At 31.4% G+C, this 20,464-nt stretch carries 23 protein-coding genes; 8 read left to right on the forward strand and 15 right to left on the reverse strand.

What is annotated here, in order from left to right; translation table 11 throughout:
* Window positions 1-26: 26 nt before the first annotated feature.
* The 5 genes from CPIN18021_RS00335 to der are packed head-to-tail and all read right to left on the reverse strand — an operon-like array spanning window position 27 to window position 6,457.
* Window positions 27-2,366 (reverse strand): CDC27 family protein, encoded by a 2,340-nt coding sequence (locus CPIN18021_RS00335; protein WP_078424145.1) that lies wholly within the window; start codon window positions 2,364-2,366, stop codon window positions 27-29.
* Window positions 2,366-3,601: a serine--tRNA ligase gene (serS, locus tag CPIN18021_RS00340; RefSeq protein WP_078424146.1), complete on the reverse strand. Its 1,236-nt coding sequence runs from the start codon at window positions 3,599-3,601 to the stop codon at window positions 2,366-2,368. Before serS ends, CPIN18021_RS00335 begins: the two co-directional genes overlap by 1 nt.
* Window positions 3,602-3,613: 12 nt before the next feature.
* Window positions 3,614-4,576 carry a tryptophan--tRNA ligase gene (trpS, locus tag CPIN18021_RS00345; protein ID WP_078424009.1) on the reverse strand — a complete coding sequence of 321 codons (963 nt, stop codon included), beginning with the start codon at window positions 4,574-4,576 and terminating at the stop codon, window positions 3,614-3,616.
* Between the two features lie 2 nt (window positions 4,577-4,578).
* On the reverse strand, window positions 4,579-5,094 hold the full coding sequence (locus CPIN18021_RS00350; protein ID WP_078424147.1) for a shikimate kinase: 516 nt from the start codon (window positions 5,092-5,094) through the stop codon (window positions 4,579-4,581).
* A complete protein-coding gene (gene der / locus CPIN18021_RS00355; RefSeq protein WP_078422690.1) occupies window positions 5,084-6,457 on the reverse strand; it encodes a ribosome biogenesis GTPase Der in 1,374 nt (457 codons plus the stop codon). Before der ends, CPIN18021_RS00350 begins: the two co-directional genes overlap by 11 nt.
* 69 nt (window positions 6,458-6,526) lie before the next feature.
* Here der and CPIN18021_RS00360 point away from each other — a divergent pair, with 69 nt between their 5' ends.
* Genes CPIN18021_RS00360 through pyrF form a run of 5 tightly spaced genes read left to right on the forward strand, consistent with a single transcriptional unit; the run spans window position 6,527 to window position 9,783 of the window.
* Complete coding sequence (locus tag CPIN18021_RS00360) at window positions 6,527-7,441, forward strand: DMT family transporter (RefSeq protein ID WP_078424148.1); 915 nt, start codon at window positions 6,527-6,529, stop codon at window positions 7,439-7,441.
* Window positions 7,441-8,241: a 3-deoxy-8-phosphooctulonate synthase gene (gene kdsA / locus CPIN18021_RS00365; RefSeq protein WP_078424149.1), complete on the forward strand. Its 801-nt coding sequence runs from the start codon at window positions 7,441-7,443 to the stop codon at window positions 8,239-8,241. The genes CPIN18021_RS00360 and kdsA overlap by 1 nt, the downstream gene beginning before the upstream one ends.
* Window positions 8,242-8,243: 2 nt before the next feature.
* A complete protein-coding gene (gene ribH / locus CPIN18021_RS00370; protein ID WP_069633082.1) occupies window positions 8,244-8,714 on the forward strand; it encodes a 6,7-dimethyl-8-ribityllumazine synthase in 471 nt (156 codons plus the stop codon).
* A 1-nt stretch (window position 8,715) separates the two neighbouring features.
* On the forward strand, window positions 8,716-9,105 hold the full coding sequence (gene nusB / locus CPIN18021_RS00375) for a transcription antitermination factor NusB (RefSeq protein WP_078422693.1): 390 nt from the start codon (window positions 8,716-8,718) through the stop codon (window positions 9,103-9,105).
* Window positions 9,106-9,783, forward strand: coding sequence for an orotidine-5'-phosphate decarboxylase (pyrF, locus tag CPIN18021_RS00380; protein ID WP_078424150.1), 678 nt, complete (start codon window positions 9,106-9,108; stop codon window positions 9,781-9,783).
* A gap of 993 nt (window positions 9,784-10,776) precedes the next feature.
* Here the strand turns inward: pyrF and CPIN18021_RS00385 are convergent.
* From CPIN18021_RS00385 to CPIN18021_RS00405, 5 genes are read right to left on the reverse strand one after another with little or no spacing between them, the layout of a single operon-like run.
* Window positions 10,777-11,382, reverse strand: a complete 606-nt coding sequence (locus tag CPIN18021_RS00385) for an ABC transporter ATP-binding protein (RefSeq protein WP_078422695.1) — start codon at window positions 11,380-11,382, stop codon at window positions 10,777-10,779.
* Window positions 11,382-12,029 (reverse strand): CbiQ family ECF transporter T component, encoded by a 648-nt coding sequence (locus tag CPIN18021_RS00390; protein ID WP_078424151.1) that lies wholly within the window; start codon window positions 12,027-12,029, stop codon window positions 11,382-11,384. The genes CPIN18021_RS00385 and CPIN18021_RS00390 overlap by 1 nt, the downstream gene beginning before the upstream one ends.
* The gene (gene cbiM, locus CPIN18021_RS00395) at window positions 12,026-12,607 is read right to left on the reverse strand and encodes a cobalt transporter CbiM (RefSeq protein WP_078424152.1); all 582 of its coding nucleotides are present in this window, start codon (window positions 12,605-12,607) and stop codon (window positions 12,026-12,028) included. The genes CPIN18021_RS00390 and cbiM overlap by 4 nt, the downstream gene beginning before the upstream one ends.
* Window positions 12,607-13,038 carry a hypothetical protein gene (locus CPIN18021_RS00400; RefSeq protein ID WP_078424153.1) on the reverse strand — a complete coding sequence of 144 codons (432 nt, stop codon included), beginning with the start codon at window positions 13,036-13,038 and terminating at the stop codon, window positions 12,607-12,609. Before CPIN18021_RS00400 ends, cbiM begins: the two co-directional genes overlap by 1 nt.
* The gene (locus CPIN18021_RS00405; RefSeq protein ID WP_078422699.1) at window positions 13,038-13,754 is read right to left on the reverse strand and encodes a DUF4198 domain-containing protein; all 717 of its coding nucleotides are present in this window, start codon (window positions 13,752-13,754) and stop codon (window positions 13,038-13,040) included. The genes CPIN18021_RS00400 and CPIN18021_RS00405 overlap by 1 nt, the downstream gene beginning before the upstream one ends.
* Window positions 13,755-14,011: 257 nt before the next feature.
* Here CPIN18021_RS00405 and CPIN18021_RS00410 point away from each other — a divergent pair, with 257 nt between their 5' ends.
* Window positions 14,012-14,857 (forward strand): fumarate hydratase, encoded by an 846-nt coding sequence (locus CPIN18021_RS00410; RefSeq protein WP_078422700.1) that lies wholly within the window; start codon window positions 14,012-14,014, stop codon window positions 14,855-14,857.
* Between the two features lie 11 nt (window positions 14,858-14,868).
* On the forward strand, window positions 14,869-15,429 hold the full coding sequence (locus CPIN18021_RS00415) for a Fe-S-containing hydro-lyase (protein ID WP_078424154.1): 561 nt from the start codon (window positions 14,869-14,871) through the stop codon (window positions 15,427-15,429).
* Window positions 15,430-15,475: 46 nt separating this feature from the next.
* On the opposite strand, the gene CPIN18021_RS00420 is transcribed toward CPIN18021_RS00415, so the two are convergent.
* From CPIN18021_RS00420 to accB, 5 genes are all read right to left on the reverse strand, one after another.
* On the reverse strand, window positions 15,476-16,021 hold the full coding sequence (locus CPIN18021_RS00420) for a YceI family protein (protein ID WP_078424155.1): 546 nt from the start codon (window positions 16,019-16,021) through the stop codon (window positions 15,476-15,478).
* Window positions 16,022-16,293: 272 nt separating this feature from the next.
* The gene (locus CPIN18021_RS00425; protein ID WP_078424156.1) at window positions 16,294-17,382 is read right to left on the reverse strand and encodes an ATP-binding protein; all 1,089 of its coding nucleotides are present in this window, start codon (window positions 17,380-17,382) and stop codon (window positions 16,294-16,296) included.
* A gap of 42 nt (window positions 17,383-17,424) precedes the next feature.
* Window positions 17,425-17,862 carry a hypothetical protein gene (locus CPIN18021_RS00430; protein ID WP_078424157.1) on the reverse strand — a complete coding sequence of 146 codons (438 nt, stop codon included), beginning with the start codon at window positions 17,860-17,862 and terminating at the stop codon, window positions 17,425-17,427.
* Window positions 17,863-17,912: 50 nt separating this feature from the next.
* Window positions 17,913-19,244, reverse strand: coding sequence for an acetyl-CoA carboxylase biotin carboxylase subunit (locus CPIN18021_RS00435; RefSeq protein WP_078422705.1), 1,332 nt, complete (start codon window positions 19,242-19,244; stop codon window positions 17,913-17,915).
* Window positions 19,244-19,684, reverse strand: coding sequence for an acetyl-CoA carboxylase biotin carboxyl carrier protein (accB, locus tag CPIN18021_RS00440; protein ID WP_069637807.1), 441 nt, complete (start codon window positions 19,682-19,684; stop codon window positions 19,244-19,246). The genes CPIN18021_RS00435 and accB overlap by 1 nt, the downstream gene beginning before the upstream one ends.
* Before the next feature lie 216 nt (window positions 19,685-19,900).
* Between accB and dcd the strand changes: the two genes are divergently transcribed.
* On the forward strand, window positions 19,901-20,461 hold the full coding sequence (gene dcd / locus CPIN18021_RS00445; protein ID WP_069637084.1) for a dCTP deaminase: 561 nt from the start codon (window positions 19,901-19,903) through the stop codon (window positions 20,459-20,461).
* Window positions 20,462-20,464 lie beyond the last annotated feature (3 nt).

The raw sequence follows: 20,464 nt of genomic DNA on the forward strand, positions 1-20,464 counted from the left end.
AAAATAAGACTTAAAAAATATAAAATTTATTGATTATCAATGATACTAAAATCATAAAATTCATTTTTGTGATCAGTGTTTCCAACTTTACTGTATTGAAGCATAGCTGCTTTTATATTATCTATTTCTTGATATAAAAAACCAAGTGCGATTCTATTTTCTATCGCATCTGGATCACTAATACGAGTTAGTTCTAAAAGTGCTATTGCGTTTGCTGACTTATTTGCTCCAGTTGCAGCGACTGAAGCTAAAAATAGAGTAACTGGATCTTCAACTTTAAAATTATCTATCAAAATATTATAAATTTCAAAACTTTTATCAAATTCATTTGTAAAAAGTTGCATGTATGCCAATGTTTGAAGCAAATTCACATTTGATGGTGCATCTTTTAGTTTTTGAACAATCTTATCTCTTTCGTAAAACAAAAGCCCAGAAATTTGAAGCAATTTAGTATATTGTTTTTTAATTATGCTTGCCCCATTATAAAAGCTATCTTCATTTAAGTCTTTGTTTTTAAAGTATTTTTGTATATTTAGTGCATATGTTTTTATATCATCTGTGTCGTAGTTTGCTATAAAATTTAGTATATTTGAAACTATATCATTTGGCATAAGCTCTAGTAGTTTAGCTGTTTTTTCTTTCATTACTTCATCTCTAGATGACATTTTAGCGATTATTATTTCAAAGGCTAAGTTTAAAGTGCTTTCATCTTTTGACTCTTCTAGATATCTAATCATAGATGATTGGTTTTGTGCTATCAAATCCAATAAAGAATTATAAATATTCGGTCGTTGAATATTTGTGTCGTTTCTTAGGTTTTTACTAAGTTCGCTTATAAATTTTGGATTTAAATTGTTTGTTATATCCGCGCAAATAGCATGAAAAACACCAGCTAGATAGTTGGTAGGATCAAGATGATAGCTTGTAGCAAAATGTTTTAAGGCCATAGAAAAATTTCCAAGTTGTGCATATGTAAGTGCTAGATTATAATGCAATATAGAGTGTTTTGGATATATAGACACAAGCTTTATAAAATCCATATTTGCCTCTTTTAGCTTGTAGTTTAAAGCCTTTGCAATAGCATTTGATAGCTCTATATTTACATTTGATAAAAGCTGTGTGTTTTTTAAATAATCACTAGCACTAGTGGTATCATCTAAAAATATACTAATACCGCCTTTTCTTATTCTTTGTATGGTTTGCTTTGCATCAAAAACTTTATATGGAGCAAAATAAAATAGTGTTTCGTATCTCTTTACCTTGTCAAAAAACATATCATTTTCAAAGTGTTTTTGGGCTATGTTTATGTCAAATAGCTCAGGGTTTAAAGTGGCTTTTATTTTGTAAATTTTACCAGGTAATGTTTTATCTATTTTATAAACTTCATCAATAAGTGTTGCACTATTTGCATAATACCCGGTTTTTAAATTTATCAAAGCATTAGTCATTCTCATAAGGTCTGGATTTGTAGTATTTTTAGAGGCTTTTTCTAGGTATTGTCTTGCTTTGTCATAGATAGCAAGTCTTGCATAAAGTTGCGAAAGAGTTAAATTTACATCAAATTCTTTTTGTGCTTCAAGTTTTTGTATAGCCTCCTTGTATCTTCCAAGCATCGTTAGTATCTTACCGCTTAGATAAAGGTATTTATCTTTATAGTGATCGCCATTTGGATGAGATAAAGCATGGAGTGCCTCTATATAATTACCTTTATAATAATTTATAAGTGCAAAATAATAATTATAAAGTGGTGAGTTTGATTCATCTTGCAAGAATGATTCAGCAAGTTCTATATAGTATTTAAAATTTTGAGTATTGTTTAAATCCAAAGAACAAACGGCAGCATTTATAGCGCTAACCGTTGTGTTTTCTTTGTTGTGAATAGCTTTTAAAAAAGACTCTATAGCCTCATCACACTTTCCTTGTTTCATTTGCGAAACTCCAAGATTATAGCTTGATAAAGATTGACTCTGTGTCGCTATATTTTCATAAATTTTAAGTGCTTGAAATTTATCCCCACGTTCGTAAAGTTCATTTGCTTTACTTATCATGTCATCTATCTTAGAAGCCTCAAAATCCTTTGTTGGGTAGTTTTGCTCTATCTGTTTTACAAGCTGATTTGTGTCAAAGTTTTGTTTTTTATCTTTTTTTGAAAGCACAACGATCAAAATAACAATCAATAGCAGGATAAAAATGCCAATACTAGCAAATATGATTATCTTTTTTTTGGTTAAAAATGGCTCTTTTTGTTCTTGCTCTTGTTCTTGCTCTTCGTTTTGATCATCTTCTTGTAAACTTTCAATGGAGACCAATTCATCTGGCTTATCATCTTCGCCAGGTGGTTTTAAAACTACCTCATCTTCTGACACTACATATACCTTTTAAGAACTTCTGGAATTTCTATTGTGCCATCTTGGTTTTGATAATTTTCCATTATAGCAATAAGTGTTCTACCTACAGCCAAACTTGATCCATTTAGTGTGTGAACTAAGGTATTTTTTGATCCATTTTTATAACGAATTTTTGCTCTTCTTGCTTGAAAATCCCTAGTATTTGATACAGAACTTATCTCTCTAAATTTATTAGCAGAAGGCAACCAAACCTCAAGGTCTATCGTTTTTGCAGCACTAAAACCAAGATCCCCGCTGCATAAAAGCATATGGCGATGTGGTAGGCCAAGTGAAGCAAGCAAATCAGAAGCACAATCAACCATATCTTGAAGCGTCTTTTCGCTATCTTCCGGTTTTGTGATACAAACCAATTCAACTTTTTCAAATTGATGTTGTCTTATCATTCCCCTCGTATCTCTCCCAGCACTTCCAGCCTCTTTTCTAAAACAAGCAGAATAACAAGTCATCTTTATAGGAAGCTCTTCTTCCGGGATAATTTCATCATTATATATATTTGTTACCGGAACCTCGCTGGTAGGTATAAGATACAAATCTTCTCCATCAACTTTATACAAATCCTCTTCAAATTTTGGAAGCTGTCCAGTTCCATAAAGTGTATTTGAACTAACCAAAAAAGGAACATTTACAAGCTCAAATCCTCTTGAATTATTAAAATCTATCATATAATTTACCAAAGCCCTACTAAGTCTAGCCATCTGTCCTTTTATGATAGTAAATCTAGACCCAGAAATTTTTACACCTCTTTCAAAGTCCAAATCAGGACTTAGTTCATAATGTGGTTTCGGTTCAAAGCTAAACTCTCTTGGTGTCAATACCTCTTTTATACATACATTGTCATTTTCATCTTCGCCAAAAGGCACATCATCATCTATAATATTTGGGACACTATTTGCTATATCTGAAAGTTTTGCTTCTAGCTCTTTTACTATCTCGCTTTTTGAGCTTATAGCCTCTTTGTTTTGGCTAAGTTCTTGTTTTAATCCTGAAACATCAGCACCACTTCTGGCTAAATTTCCAAGCTCTTTGCTTTTTGAGTTTTGGATAGCTTGCAAGTTTTCAAGCTCTATTTTTTCTTTTTTTAAGGTATTAAAAGTTTGCAAAAGGGTCTCAAGTAGCTCTTCATTTGTCTTTTTGCCACGAAGTTTTTTTACAAATTCATCATAATTGCTATCAAGAAGTTTTAAGTTTATCATTGTTTTTCCTTATTAATAAATTCCAGTAGTCTGTCTTACTTTTTCAATCAAAGGCAAAGCTACATCTTTGGCTTTTTTTGCACCGTTTTCTAAGATTTTTTCTATTTCATTTGTATTATTTATATAATAATCAAATTTCTCTCTCGCATCAGCAAAATAATCCCAAACAAGCTCATTTAGATACATTTTAAAATGTCCGTGACCCTCTCCGCCTCGTTCATATCTAGCTTGCAAATCTTTTTGTCCATTTTCATCCAAGAATAGCTTGGCGATATTATAGATATTGCAGTTTTTCCAATCCTTTGGAGCCTCTAGAGGCTCTGAGCTAGTTACGATTTGAGATATTTGCTTTTTTAATCCTTTTGCATCAGAAAAGATATCTATGGTGTTTTTATAACTTTTACTCATCTTTGCACCATCAACACCAGGAACAGTCGCCACATTTTCATCAACCTTATAATTTGGAAGTTTTAAAATATCTCCGTGGTCGTTGTTAAATTTCAAGGCTATATCTCTTGCTATCTCAACGTGTTGAATTTGATCCTTTCCGACAGGCACAACATCAGCACTATACATCAAAATATCAGCCGCCATAAGCACAGGATAACTAAATAATCCGTGATTTGCACTTATGCCTTTTGCTGTTTTATCTTTGTAACTATGCGCTCTTTCAAGTAACCCCATAGGTGTGTATTGACTCAAAATCCAATACAATTCAAGAACTTCTTTCACATCACTTTGAACCCAAAATGTTGATTTATCAGGGTCAATTCCAAGCGATAAAAATGCAGCAGCAGCTTCTAGTGTGTTTTGTCTTAAGGTTTTTGCTTCACTAGTTGAAGTCATAGCGTGATAATTTGCTATAAAGATAAACATATCGCTATTTTCTTGAGCATTTAGCATTTGTTTTATACTTGCAAAATAATTTCCAAGGTGCAATTTGCCTGATGGTTGAAGTCCTGTTAATACTCTCAAATCTAATCCTTTATTTTGTTTTTTATCTCTTTTGCTATTTGTTTTAAGGTTTTGTTTTCTATACAAACCACAATATCAGCTTTTTTTTGATAAATTTCTTCTCTTTGCAAAAATATTTTTTTTGCTTCATCTAAATTTTTTAAAAGTGGTCTTTTTTCAAAATCAGCTTTTGAATTCTCACCATTTTGCAATCTTTGTATAATAAACTCAAAACTTGATTTTAGATATATTATTTTTCCTATTTGTTTTATACTTTTAGTATTTACAAAGCCACCGCCGGTTGAGATAATGGCATTTGTTATGTTTTTGGCTAAAAAACTACAAAGCTTCTTTTCTAAATCTCTAAAATAACTTTCCCCTTTTGTTTCAAATATCCTAGGTATGCTCATACCTTCGCTATTTTCTATTAGATTATCACTATCAAGGTTAAACATTTTTAGGCTTTTTGCAAGTTCTCTTGCAACAGAGCTTTTACCAGCACCCATAAAGCCTATTAAAACCAAGTTTTCACCCTTCATCTTCGTTTGTTTCTCCGCGTTTTTTAGGTATGAATTTTATAGGAACACCGCTTAGGTTAAAACTAGCTCTTAGTTTATTTGATAAGTAGCGTCTATAACTAAAATGCAAAGCCTTTGGTCTATTCATTATAAGTGCTATTTTTGGTGGCGCAAAAGCAAATTGAACGGCATAATAAATTTTTACAGATTTACCCTTGTCGTGTGGCAGTGGATGTGTCTTTGTTGCTTCTGATATTACTTCGTTTAATTTTGATGTTTGAAGTTTTTGTGTGAAATTTTCATAAACTTCGTTTATTATAGAGTATACCTTATGGACTCTTTTTCCACCGAGTGCGGATACACTTATGATAGGTGCATAAGCTAGGAATTTAAATCTATCTTTTATATCTTTTACCATCTCATCAAACTCTACTTGCGACTTATCCCATTTATTTAAAACTATAATTATCCCCAAATCAAACTTAGATGCAAGTCCGGCTATTCTCTCATCTAGCTCGCTAAAAGGTTCTGAGCTATCAAGGACTAAAAGTGCTATATCTGTATTTTCTAAAATTTTTTGTGTTCTATTTAGTGCGTATTTTTCAATGCCTTCTATCTTACCCCTTCTTCTTATACCAGCCGTATCTACAAACTCATAAATTTTGCCATCATTTTCATAAACTTCATTTACAGGGTCTATTGTGGTTCCAGCTACATCGCTAACAACGGCACGAGAGTCTTTTACCAAGGCATTTAATAAACTTGATTTTCCAACATTAACGCGCCCTATTATCCCAACTCTTATATTTTTGTTTTCAAAGTCTTGTTTTGTTTCTAAATTATCATCTATCTCATCTAAAAAATCATCAAAATCATCGCTTTCATCAGGTATAATCTCATCTTTTAGATGTTTTTCTATCCAATCACTAAGCTCATCTATGCCGGTATTGTGGCTAACTGATATACTAAATACATCTTTTGCACCAAAGCTTATAAACTCCCAAGCCCTTTGTTCATCTTTTTTGCTATCACATTTATTTATCACTAAACAAATGGGAAGTTTTTGTTTGCTTAGTTCATAAAAAAGCTCTCTATCTTCATCATCTGGCATCATCTTGCCATCAACCATATAAACGATAGCATCAGACTCTTTTACTTCATTTAGAGTTTTTGCTTTTACATTGCGAAACAATTCAGAGCTATCATCAAGACCTCCTGAATCTATCAGTAAACATCTTTTATCATAGATGTTTATTATGGCTTTATTTGTATCTCTTGTTGTTCCACTAACATCGCTAGTTATCGCAATTCTCTGTCTTGCTAGTCTATTAAACAGCGAACTCTTTCCGACATTTGGCTTACCTACTAATATAATCTTTTGCACTTTTTTCCTTTTTTAAAGTCAATATTATACAAAATTTAAGCTTTTTGTTCGTTAATTTGAGTAAAATATATGTTTAAATTTAAAGGTATTATTTTGTTTCGTAGAATTATTATAAGAAATTTAGGCATTTATTATATGATTATTGCCTCTATTTTATTTGCTTTCACTGGTGCTTTTGCCAAAATTTTAAGCAGCGATTTACCATCCATTGAAGTCGTTTTTTTTAGAAATTTAATAGGCTTAATGATGATACTATATGCCATTTTTAAAAAGCCATTAAATCAAAAAGGCGGGCATATATTTTTACTTATGTTCCGTGGTTTTGTAGGAACAATAGCACTTTTTGCATTTTTTTATAATATAGCTCATATAAATTTAGGAGCGGCATTTACCTTTTCAAAAACAAGTCCAATTTTTACAGCTATCTTAGCGGCATTTGTGTTTAAAGAATCACTTAGCTTTAAAGGCTGGGGAGCGATATTTTTAGGTTTTATTGGGATACTTTTTATCATTCAACCAAACCTAGGTATAAGCAAAACAGATTGGCTTGGGATTTGGAGTGGTGTTGGAGCAGCACTTGCATATACAAGCGTCAGGGAATTAAAAAAGAGTTATGATACAAAGGTTATAGTTTTATCTTTTATGGGTTGGGGTTCTTTACTACCGCTTGTTTTTATGGGTATGGCTGAGTTTGTTGAGTATGAGCCGATTGATTTTTTACTATCAAAATTTGTTATGCCAAATATTTGGGATTTAGCAGCAATTATAGCTATGGGAGTCTTTGGACTTTTTTTTCAAGTTTATATGACAAAGGCATATGCGGTCAGCAAAAAAGCTGGAGTTGTGGCAGCCGTCAGTTATCTTGATGTAATTTTTACGATAATTATAGGATTTTTTATGGGTGATAAGCTTCCTGATGGATTAGCTTTTTTTGGTATAATACTTGTTATTCTTAGCGGGATAATAGTTGTAAGGGAGAAATGATGATATTAATAGCTGGTCCTTGCGTAATAGAAAGCGAAGAGCTTGTAATGCAAGTCGCCGAGAGACTACAAGAATTTAATGATAACAAAAATATAGATTTTTATTTTAAGTCAAGTTTTGATAAAGCAAATAGGACAAGTATTTCAAGTTTTCGCGGTCCTGGTTTAGAAAAAGGTTGCGAGATATTGGCAAAAGTAAAAGAGAGATTTGGATATAAAATTTTAACAGATATTCACGAAAGCTATCAAGCACAAAGGGTAGCACAAGTAGCAGATGTGCTTCAAATTCCTGCTTTTTTGTGTCGCCAAACTGATTTACTTGTGGCTGCAGCAAAAACAGATGCCGTTGTAAATATCAAAAAAGGTCAGTTTCTAGCTGCTGATAATATGAAATACTCAGTTAAAAAAGTGCTTGAAACCAGAAATATAAAAGATGAAGGTTATGAAGTAGCAAAGCAAAACAAAGTATGGCTTTGTGAGCGTGGAAGCACATTTGGATATGGAAATTTAGTAGTTGATATGAGAAATTTGCCTATTATGCGTGAGTATGCACCTGTGATATTTGACGCAACACATAGTGTCCAAATGCCTGGGTCTGCAAATGGTAAAAGTGGCGGCGATGCTAGATTTGTGCCGTATTTAGCAAAGGCTGCGGCTAGTGTCGGTGTAGATGGATTTTTTTATGAAACACATATAAACCCTTGCGAGGCGCTTTGCGATGGTTCAAACATGCTAGATATAAGTGAGCTTAAACATCTAGTGGAACAAACTATGAAAATAGAAGAAATTTTAAAAGGATAGATATGAACATTATAGAAGGAAAACTTTCATTAGATGGAAGTGAAAAGATAGCGATAATAAACGCTAGATTTAATCATATAATAACAGATAGGCTAGTTGAGGGTGCAAAAGATGCCTTTTTAAGACACGGTGGAGATGAAAAAAATCTAAGCCTTATTTTAGTGCCTGGCGCATTTGAGATACCTATGGTTTTAGAAAAAGTTTTACAAAGTGGAAAATTTGATGCTGTTTGTTGTGTTGGTGCTGTTATTAGGGGTTCAACTCCGCATTTTGATTATGTATCAGCTGAAACAACAAAAGGTATAGCAAATGTAACATTAAAGCACGGAAAACCTGTAAGTTTCGGTGTTTTAACAGTAGATAGTATAGAACAAGCTATAGAAAGAGCTGGAAGCAAAGCTGGAAATAAAGGCTTTGAAGCTATGGCTGGCATTATAGAAATGCTTAATCTTTATAAAACTTTAAAGGTTTAAAATGGCAACTCGTCATCAAGCTAGACAAGCCGTAGTTTCACTTTTGTATGCTTATGAAATGGGGACAGATAGTAAAGAGTTCTTAGAAGAGTTCTTGGAAGATAAAAAGATAAGAAACGAGAGAAAAACCCAGGTAGTTGAAACTTTTAATAAAATTCTTGAAAAAAAAGATGATATAGATAATGTTTTTAAACAACACCTTAAAGATGAAGATATAAGCAAGGTGGGGCTTGTTGAACGCTCTATTATTAGACTTGGTATATTTGAGATCAAATTTGCAGACACAGATAAGGCTGTTGTTATAAATGAAGCTATAGAGCTTGCAAAAGAGCTTGCAAGTGATACAAGCCCTAGATTTGTAAATGCAATATTAGATAAGGTTAGTAAATAAATGAAGCTTTGTGTAGCGCTTGATATGCAAAGCTTAGATGAAAATTTAAATCTCGCAAGAGGTTTAAATGGTCTTGATATATGGATGAAAGTTGGACTTAGAAGCTATCTTAGAGATGGGGCTTTGTTTTTAACTGAGCTAAAAAAGATGAATTTTAAAATTTTTTTAGACCTTAAACTTCACGATATACCAAACACAATGGCAGATGCTGCTGAGGTTATAGCTGATCTTGGCATAGATATGACAAATATCCACGCAAGCGCCGGAAAAAGAGCTATGAGCGAGGTCGCAAATAGACTAAGTATAAAGTCAAGTCGCCCATTGCTCTTTGCTGTGTCAGCTCTTACTAGTTTTTCTCAAGATGAGTTTTTTGATGTTTATAATGAAACTATAAATAATCGTGTTAGGAAATTTAGTATAGATGCTTATGAGTGTGGTCTTGATGGGATGGTTTGCTCTGTTTTTGAAAGCAAACTTATAAAACAATCAACAAGCAATAGCTTTTTAACACTAACTCCGGGCATTAGACCATTTAAAGAGTCATCAGATGATCAAAACAGAGTAGCTGATATAAATACCGCAAAAGAAAATTTAAGCGATTTTATAGTGGTCGGTCGCCCTATATATAAGTCTGACAACCCAAGAATGGTTGTAGAAAAGATACTATCTGAGATTTAAAATTTTAAATAAAATTTAACAATTTAAATATCTGTAAAATATTCAAAGTGTATATTATCTTATTTATACACTTTGAAAAATAATTGTAAAAAATTACAAGTCTATATCAAAATAACTATAAATTGATTATAAATTTTGTAGCTTTTTGTGATAATTATGAAGAATAATTATTCTCATAAAGGACTAACTTGAGTTGGTGCCATTGTCTTTTTATGTGCTACTTACTATTTTATACTACTTTACCTAGTATAGCTGCAAGTTTTAATGAGTCTCTGTTTTATGTTCAAATTTCTATCATAAGCTATCAGTAGCTATATCTTTTTTACCCCGCTTTAAATGTCTGGTTTGCTTGAGCGATACTTTGTGGCAGGTACTTGCCTAATTTAAAAAATTTAGTAGAAAATTATACTGGAAAGGTTTTACGTTATTTTCTTTTGGGCTTGTTTGTTTGACTATAGAATTGATTTTATTGCGGAGCCTGGGTTTTTTATTTAAAGTGCTTTTATTGTCTTGTTTAGTGGTTTGCTTATGGTGCCGATGTGTTGGTTCTCTTTGCTTGTTCCAATCCAAACGTGCGCTGTTTTGATTGAGTTTTTATAGCATATATTTTAAAGAAAATAAGCTATAAAACAGTATTAATATCAGTTTCTATTTTTACTATGGCAATGGGAAATAGTGCTTCCATGTTTACAATAGTTATTTTATGTGGATTTTATGGTCTATACTGTTTACTTCCAGTAATGCATTAGTCATTATAAGATAGCTAAAATTTAGCCGGTTCGTTATTTATCATGCTTAGTGTTATACAGCAAATATGCATAGGTGTTGGCATTGCTGTTGCTTTATGCTTTTAAGTTTTATAAAGACAGCATTGGAGATAGTGCTAAAATTACAATATTCTTTTGGTTATATATTTTTAAATAAGTGCTTTAGCGTTATGCTGATTTGGCTTTTGGCTATTTACATAAAGATGAAGGTAAATCTTTACAATAATCAAAACTCTTTTTCTAGCATATCTAGATCAAAAAATTCAACGTTTTGAAGAAGTTCTTTTTTTTCGTGAGTTATTAAAACAAATGCTTTTTTTTCATTTAAAATTTCTAAGACTAGATTGGTTTTTTCTTTATCTAGCTCTTTAAATGGCTCATCTAATAGATATAAATCAGCATATCTTACTAGCATTCCAGCTATTGCAACAAGCCTTTTTTCCCCACCAGATAGATAATATATAGAGTTATTTTTAAGATGTGATATTTTTAGTCTTTCAAGTATGTTGTTTGATAATCTTTCAGCTTCTTTTGCGTTTACACCATCTACTAAAAGTGAAAAAGCTACATCCTCAATAACGTTTGGGGCTATAAACTGATCATTGCTATCTTGAAACAAATATGCTATTTTTAAATCAGGGCGAGTTTTTATATTCTCTTTGCAATCATCTTTTAATCCAGCTAAAAGTGATAAAAAAGTGCTTTTCCCTCTGCCGTTATTTCCGTGTATTACTATTTTTGAGTCTTCTTGTATATCTAAGTTTATGTTTTGTAAGATGGTTTTGTCTTTGTATTTGAAAGATAAATTTCTAATTTCTACTAAATTTTTCATCAATTAATTATAATCCTATATAAAATATTTAAAACGCTAAGTATTAAAAGCATTATTTCTCCAAAATGTGCTTTTTCTGAATGCAAAAATGCAATTTTGTCTTTATATCCCCTTACTTTCATTGTATTAAAAATTTCAAATGCAAGATCAAGACTGGCAACTATATTTTTGCCTATTAAATTGGCATAACATTTGTATGTAAAAAATGAGGTTGTTAGGTTAACGCCTCTTGCTTTTAACGTTTTTGGTATTTGTTTGGTTTTTTGTAAAAAATCACTAAATAATCTTGAATTTATTACCATTATGGCTATAATTTTTTGTGGAAATTTAAGCTCATAAAGTGCTTTTGTAATAAAGTATTGATCTTTGTTAAATAGCAAACTAAGAACTAAAAGAAGTATTAAATTTGATCTTAAAAAGATAATTTTTGCATTTTGTATTTCGTTGTTTATAAGGTATGAAATGACTATAAAAAGGATAAATAAATTCAATCCAAGTAGCCAAAAAAATACACTTTTTTTATCAGGACATAAAAATAAAAACGCAAAAAATGGTATAAAAAAGTCAAATGCGCCAAAATCGTTTAAATTAAGCAATAAAAAATCATAAAGTATTATGCAAAGTAAGTAACAAACCGGTTTGTTCATAAAAAATCAGGCTTATATTTTAAGATAAAACGCAATGTAAATACTGATATAAAGCCTTCTATAAACATTAATGGTAGGTTAAATAATACGATCATATAAATAGCATATTCGAGTTTTGTACTATTTATAAGCAAAACCGCACACAATAATATAACGCTTAATAAAACCGGCAAAAAACCACCTATAAAAGATACTAAATTCGTATTTTTGTGTAGTTTGGGTCTTAAAAAATACCAAACCACAACTGCTGGAAATGCCATAATAAAGGTGTTTACACCAAGAACCCCTATGCCTCCAAACCCATAAAGCAGGGCTTGAAAAAATAGAGCTATCATTATAGCCAAAAACGAGTTTAAACCGCCAATTGCCCCAATCAAGCCGTTAAACAAAAGATGAACGCTTGTAGGCCCAACCGGTATGTGTATAAACGAACCTATAAAAAACAAAGACGATAGCATTGCAATTTTTGGCATGTCTTTGTTTTTTAATTTATAAAGTGCGTAGGCAGCTAATGAAGTAGATACAGCCCATCCTGCGGTAATTATAGTGTTGTTTAATACACCTTCTGATATATGCATTAGTTATCTTTTTTTCTTGATTTAATTAATGATAATACACCAAAAATTCCAAAAATAATACCAATTGCGCTAAGAGCACCAAAGTATTTTTGAAATACTGGCTGTTCAAATTTTGCAATTTCAAAATCATTTGCCACATCTATCTTAAATTCTTTTATGTGTTCGCCATGGTCGCTACCAGCTGTTATTTTTACATTGTAGGTTCCGGCAGATTGCGGTAAAAATGCAAAATTACCTTTGCTATCCATTCTACTATTTACAAATGCAAGAGCAGAATCTCCCTCAAAAATTTCAATCTTTGCATATGCGGCAGGTACGCTTTTTGTGAAATTTGCATTTATTATTATAGCTTTGCCCTCTTTTGCTTCATAAAAAAGACCATGTGAAAACAAAAAAGAGCAAATAAATGCCAATGTAACAAAAAATTTCACTATTTTACCTCAAAAGATATAGAGCTTTGGATAAATAAAGTATGTGCATCTGGGTCATTAAATAATGGCTCTTCGCCTCTTGCTGCAATTATATTTAGCCCTTTTTCTTTGATAGGAATTAAAGCTATACCAAATTCATTAGTTAAGTTATCAAGGTCTTCATTTGCTGTTTCAAATGCTACACCTTTTGCTGGTTTGCCATCTTTTAATACCAAAACAGGTAAAGAGTCACCAACTTTAACTTTTAAAGGATCGTTTAGCGCTATTACTTCTAGTTTTAAACCTATCGGATCTAAAAATTTCTCGTTCCAAGAAAAATATGTTTTTCCTATTTTAACACTCTTGATGTCATCAAACACAACATCATCTATTTTTGTTTTATTTCCATTTTTGTATCCGGCATCTGTTTGAACCCAGTATTTTGCATCAAAAACTGTTACCATTATGGCAGGTGCTTTTTCTGTTAGAATTTCAGGTTTTTTCGAATCATCATTATAATTATATTTTATACCTGTTTTTATTCGATCTAAATTTTCATCGTAAGCTTTGGCTCCAAGAAGTTGGTTTGAGTTATAATCGTCAAATTGCGTGTGTGCCCAGAATTTAGCTTCAAATTTATTTTTTCCAACACTGCTTGCTATAATTTGATGAGCATTTGCATTTACGGCAAAACCTAGTGTTGCAACAACGGCTAAAGATAATATTTTTTTAAGCATTTTGAGCCTCCAAATAATAAATTTTTAAAAATAGTATTATAAAACCACAAAGTTTAAAAAGTTATTAAATAATAAAGCCTGCTATCTTAAGTCATTTTTAGTAAATACTAACTTTAAATTCTAATTGTATAAATTCAAATATTTATTAAAATATAAAATTAATATTTTTTTATAAAGATAATTTTTATTATTTTTATAAAATTGCTTTTTTATATAGTATAATTAGAAATGTAATTTTTTAATAACAAGGAGGAATTATGAGAATTATTCATACAGATGAAATAAAAAAGGTTGTAAGTGAGCTTTGTAAAAAAGCCTGTTATGTTATTACTCCTGATATGAAAGAAGCTTTTATAAAAGCTACACAAACAGAAACATCACCTTTAGCAAAGGATATTTTATTTAAATTGTTGCAAAACTCAGAACTAGCTGAAAAAAAAGTAGCTCCAATATGTCAAGATACTGGAATGACTGTTGTATTTTTGGAGATAGGACAAGATGTAAGAATAGAAGGTGAGTATATAGAAGATGCTGTAAATGCTGGTGTAGCAGATGGTTACGTCGGTGGTTATTTGAGAAAATCAGTTGTTGCTGAACCACTTTTTGAAAGAAAAAATACTACAAATAATACCCCAGCCGTTATAAACACAAAGATTGTCCCTGGTGACAAAATCAAAATAAAAGTAGCCCCAAAAGGCTTTGGTAGTGAAAATAAATCTATTTTAAAAATGCTTGTTCCTGCCGATGGAATAGAGGGTGTTAAAAAAGTTTTTTTAGATGCTGTAAAGTTGGCTGGACCAAATGCTTGCCCACCAATGGTTATTGGTGTTGGAATAGGTGGCACTATGGATAAAGCCGCTCTTTTGTCAAAACATGCAGCTGTTCGTTCTATTGATAGTAAAAATAGTGATGAGAGATATGCAAAACTAGAAGAAGAGTTGCTAGAACTTGCTAGAAAAACAGGCGTAGGTCCTCAGGGTTTAGGCGGAGATACTACAGCCGTAAAGGTAAATATAGAATGGTATCCAACTCATATCGCAGGTCTTCCTGTTGCTATAAATATAAATTGTCACGCTGCTCGCCACGCTGATGCTGAAATTTAAGGAGTTTAGTTATGTCAGATATAAAAAAAATACAAGCACCTTTTGATAAAGAGGTAGTAAAAAGCCTAAAAGCTGGAGATAATATTTTAATATCAGGAACTATTATTGCTGCAAGAGATGCTGCTCACAAGGCTTTGATAGAAACATTGCAAAGAGGTGAGAGTTTGCCGGTAAAATTGGCTGGAGAGACTATATATTATTTGGGACCAAGTCCTGCTAAACCGGGAGAGGTTATAGGTGCAGCAGGCCCTACGACAAGCGGAAGAATGGATAAATATACGCCCACTATGATAAATGAAGTTGGTATAAATGGCATGATAGGTAAAGGATATAGGTCGCAAGATGTTGTTGATGCTATGAAAAAATCAGGCTGTGTTTATATGGTAGCTATAGGTGGTGCCGGTGCTTTGATAAGTCAGAGTATAAAAAAATATGAGGTTTTAGCCTATCCTGAGCTTGGGCCAGAGGCAATAGCAAGACTTACTGTTGAGGATTTTCCAGCTATAGTTGCGATTGATTGCGAAGGTAATAATTTTTATGAGGTAGGACAAGAACCGTATAAAAAGATATAGATAAAAAATAATGTCTTTGGCTAAAACCAAAGACATTTAGAAAGAATTATTTTTCTATCATTAGATTCATATCAACTTTAGCTTCGCTCCAAGTTTTTCCACTATGTAAAGCTTTACACTCTTGTGCGAACTTATTGAAAGTTTCATTTAAGCTAAAATCAAGAACATCTAAAACAGCGCTAGCTGCTAGCTTTCCATCTTTTACTTCATAAGGAGCGTTATAAGTTTTTGTTACTCCATTTGCTGTGATTTCAAGAGTAAATTCGCCCTTGTTTTCATCACCTTTTACATCAACGATTTTTGCCATTATTGCTTCATTTTTGAAAATAGAAGCAATTCTTTTGTCGCGAAGTGGATTTTTTGTAGTTAAACCAGTTGATTCAATTTTTATATCAATTGTTTTAGCAAAGTCAATAAAACTATCTTTTTTTTCTGATTTAAATTCAAATTTTTTAAATGTTCCGCCAACAGCAGTTTTATTTTCCATTTTATATCCTGTGAAACTTAGCTCAGGATCCATTTTTGCATTAAAAGCAAACGCACCAGTAGCAAATAAAGATGCTACAACAACACTAGAAATAATTTTTTTCATTTTCCATCCTAATATTAAAAATAAGTATCAAGATTATACAATGAATAAAATAATTATTTTCTTAATTTGTATTTTTTATTAAAAAAAATTTTTTTGATTTAAGATTGATGAGAGTTGTTTTTAAGTTATAGTAAGTAGTTAATTTTATTCTGTTAATTATAATGTATATTGTGTTTATTTTGTTTAAATTAATATATTTTGGTGCTGCAATTACAGTTTATATAAAATTATTATTTAACTTTTTTGTAATACTTTTTTGCGTATCGATGTTTTTAAAATCCTAATGCCCATTGGTAGAATGGTGTTATTTCGCATCTTATGCCCTCTTGGCTTACTTCATCGTAGTTTGATACACTTATGACTTGAAGTTTGCTTATATTGAGTTCTTTAAGGACTGAACGAAGTTTTTGAAATTTTAAAAATACTATTTCGCTTATTCCGAAAGGCACACATAAAATAGCTATTTTTCTATTTGGCAGATAAAAATCAAACTCTTTTGTGTAGAATATATCCGTTTTTAATTTTAGTAACTCACAAAAAACAGCATTTTTAAATACAGAGTTGAAATCTTTTTTTAAAATCAAGCTATTTTTTAGTGCGAAATTTGAAAAAAACACTCTTTTTTTGGCTTTTGATTCATTAAATTTGCCTATATTTATAATAAAACCATTTTGTTCTAACTCGTAAATTTTATTGTATACACTATCTTTTGAAACTTTTGTTTTTGCTTTTATGTTTTTATAGATTTCAAAGCTGTTTAGTTCAGATGATATTTGAAAAGCACACTCTTTTAGTAACTCTATCTTTTGATATTCAAGACCTCTTTTTAATTCGTTTTGTAAAAACTCAGAGTTTTCAGTTGGATCTAAAAATGCACTTTTTACAGCTCCTCCGTGTGCTAAAAAATGGCTAAAAAGCATTGATTGGTCTATGTTTTTTTTAAAAAATGATATAAATTCCTCGTAGTCTAGATAGTTCAGTTTTAGGTTTGAAAAACCATCTATTTTTAGATTTGTATCATATGTTGAAAAAACTATTTTTTCGCAATGCTTAAAACAGCTTGTCAAATTTGCTATATCATTTTGGCTAATATTTTCAATAGCTAAAACCTTGATATTATTTTTTGTGATAAAAGCTTGTAAGTTTTTTAAGACTTGGTTTTTGTCTATTCTTGTATCGGTTAGGTTTATATAAAGTCTATCATTTTGTTTAAATTTGTTTAAATACTCAGATATTAGTGAAGTTTTACCACTTCCTATACAGCCTGATATTATAGTTTTTGCTGATGTGATAAAAACTTTTCGGTTTATAAATTTGAAATTTTTTAAAGGTGTTTGATAAAAAAAGTCTAAATCATTCATTTTTTTCCTTATTATAAGGAATGATTATATCACAAAATAGTCTTATTTTTTATTACTAAATACTGTGTTGGTGCCATCAACTCTAAGATAAATTTTATCCCTACCTTTATACATTGTTATGAGTTTTATCTTTTTTGTTTCGTTATTGTATGTTATTATTTTTTCATAAGGCTTACTCATAAACAAAAACTCGCCTATCTGTTTTCCTATGTATTCGTTCCAGGAACAAACACAAGCCATAAGACAAATCAGATAAGAAACCATAATAAACTTTTTAAATCTAAAATATAGCAAAAGATAACCAAGTGCTATTGATATAGGCAAAAGAATATAAAAATTTATATTATCAACAAATATCACATTAAAAAACTCATTTATCGCATAATAATCAAAGTAATTAATCTTTATTCCAACAAAAATTGTAAATAAAATAGATAGTGATAACAGCAAACCTACGCAAAATGAGTTAATTAATTTCACAAATTTCCTTAAAAGTGCAATCAGGATAAAATCCTAATCGCACTCTATTTTTAATGCTTTGATAGATAGTTGGTATCGTAATTATTTGATATAAAATCTTTGTTTTTCATCATTTGTATATGAAAATCACGAGTTGTTTTTATGCCACCTATTACGAGTTGTTCGAGCGCTATACGCATTTTGTGAATAGCTTTTTCTCTATTGCTATCCCAAACTATAAGTTTTCCTATCATACTATCATAATACGGTGGGACATTGTATCCTTGATATACGTGGCTATCCATTCTTATGTTTCTTCCGCCCGGACATATGTATTTTGTTATCTCTCCAGGACTTGGGACAAAGCTATTTGGATCTTCTGCTGTGATACGGCACTCTATTGCATGACCATTTAAGTTTATGCTCTCTTGAGGCGGTAGTTTCTCACCTTGTGCTATTCTTATCATCCATTCAATAAGATCAAGTCCACTTACCATTTCGCTAACACAATGCTCAACTTGCAAGCGAGTATTCATCTCAATAAAATAAAAATTTAAATCCTTATCAACCAAAAACTCAAATGTTCCAGCACCCTCATATCCTATAGCTTTTGTAGCTTTTACTGCTGTTTCGTGAAGTTTTTGTCTTGTTTTTTCATCAAGCAACACAGCCGGGCTTTCTTCTATAAGTTTTTGGTGCCTTCTTTGCATAGAACAATCTCTTTCACCAACGTGAATAACATTTCCATGGCTGTCACCAAGAACTTGAACTTCTATGTGTCTTGGGTTTAAGATGTATTTTTCCATATACATAGTTCCGTCGCCAAATGCTGTTACTGCTTCACTTTCAGCTGACCAGAATGCCTTTTCTAGATCCTCTTCTTTTTCAACAACACGCATTCCTCTTCCGCCACCACCAGCTGCGGCTTTGATTATCACAGGATAGCCTATTTTACTTGCTAATTCTTTTGCAAATTTAACATCTTTTATAGCGCCATCAGAACCCGGTATTACAGGAACTCCGGCTCTTTGCATTACTTGCTTAGCCTTGCTTTTATCACTCATTATAGCCATAGCTTGTATGCTTGGTCCTATAAATTTTAATTTATGGTATTCACAAATTTCAACGAAATTCTGATTTTCACTTAAAAATCCATATCCGGGAAATATTGCATCAGCTTCACTTATTTCAGCTGCTGAAATAATTGCTGGTATATTTAGGTAACTATCGCTTGAACGAGGATTTCCTATACAAATGGCTGCATCAGCGTATTTTACATAAAGGGCATCTTTATCGGCTGTAGAATAAACTACTATTGCCTCTTTGCCCATTTCTTTTATAGTTTTTAATGCACGAAGAGCTATCTCTCCTCTATTTGCTATTAAAATTTTATTTATTTGCATTATAGTTTCTCCACCGCAAATAATGCCATACCAAACTCAATCGGCTGACCATCAGCTACTAAAATTTCAGAAATTTGACAATCATATTCAGCCTCTAAGTCATTCATGATTTTCATCGCTTCAATAATGCCTATAACTTCGCCTTTTCTTACCTTCTGCCCAACTTTTACAAAAGATGAAGCACCTGGGCTAGGGGCTGAATAAAATGTTCCTACCATAGGTGAGTTTAATGTGTTTTTGGCAGTTGTTGCTGGTTTTTCATTTACAACTTGAACATTTATAGGTGTTGGTGCTGGTGAAGCAACTGGTGCGGCTGGTTTTTCCGATACCTCTGTCTGTTTTTCAAGCTCAATTTCAAAATCGCCTTCTTTTATACGAATTTTGTTTATGTCTTTTTTTTCAAATAGCTCAATTATATGTTCGATATCTTCTTTTTTCATAAAAATCTCCTAAAATTACAAATCAAAATGCTACTATTTTATCAAAAAATATCAAATTTAAAGCTTACTTTTGTTTTTGCAGTATAAAAAATATCATTATTTGGTTATCTTAGATATAAAGTTTTTATCTAAAAAACGATATATTTCATTATAAATAGTTTTAAAATTAAGCTTTATATTATGGTATAATTTTACGAAATTTGATCAAGGAAAAAAATGGGACTTAAAAGCGATACTTGGATAAGAAAGATGAGTTTAGAACACGATATGATTTCACCTTTTTGTGAAGAACAGATAGGTAAGGGTGTTGTTAGTTATGGACTTTCAAGCTATGGATATGATATCAGGGTTGGCGATGAGTTTAAAATTTTTACAAATATAGGTGGAACGATAGTTGATCCAAAAAATTTTAATGAAAAAAATGTAGTTGATTTTAAGGGAGATGTTTGCATTGTTCCACCAAATTCTTTTGCTCTTGCAAGGACTATTGAGTATTTTAATATGCCAAATGATGTTTTAGCTATTTGTCTTGGCAAAAGCACATACGCAAGATGTGGAATAATAGTAAATGTTACACCTTTTGAGCCAGGTTTTAAGGGTCATATAACAATTGAAATTTCAAACACCACCCCTTTGCCGGCTAAAATTTATGCAAATGAAGGTATAGCGCAGGTATTGTTTTTGCAAGGCGATGAGGCTTGTGAAGTAACTTATGCTGATAAAAATGGAAAATATCAAAGCCAAGAGGGTATAACACTGCCTAGAATTTTAAAATAATTT

The organism is Campylobacter pinnipediorum subsp. caledonicus (assembly GCF_002022005.1).
In the GTDB taxonomy this organism is placed as follows: domain Bacteria; phylum Campylobacterota; class Campylobacteria; order Campylobacterales; family Campylobacteraceae; genus Campylobacter_A; species Campylobacter_A caledonicus.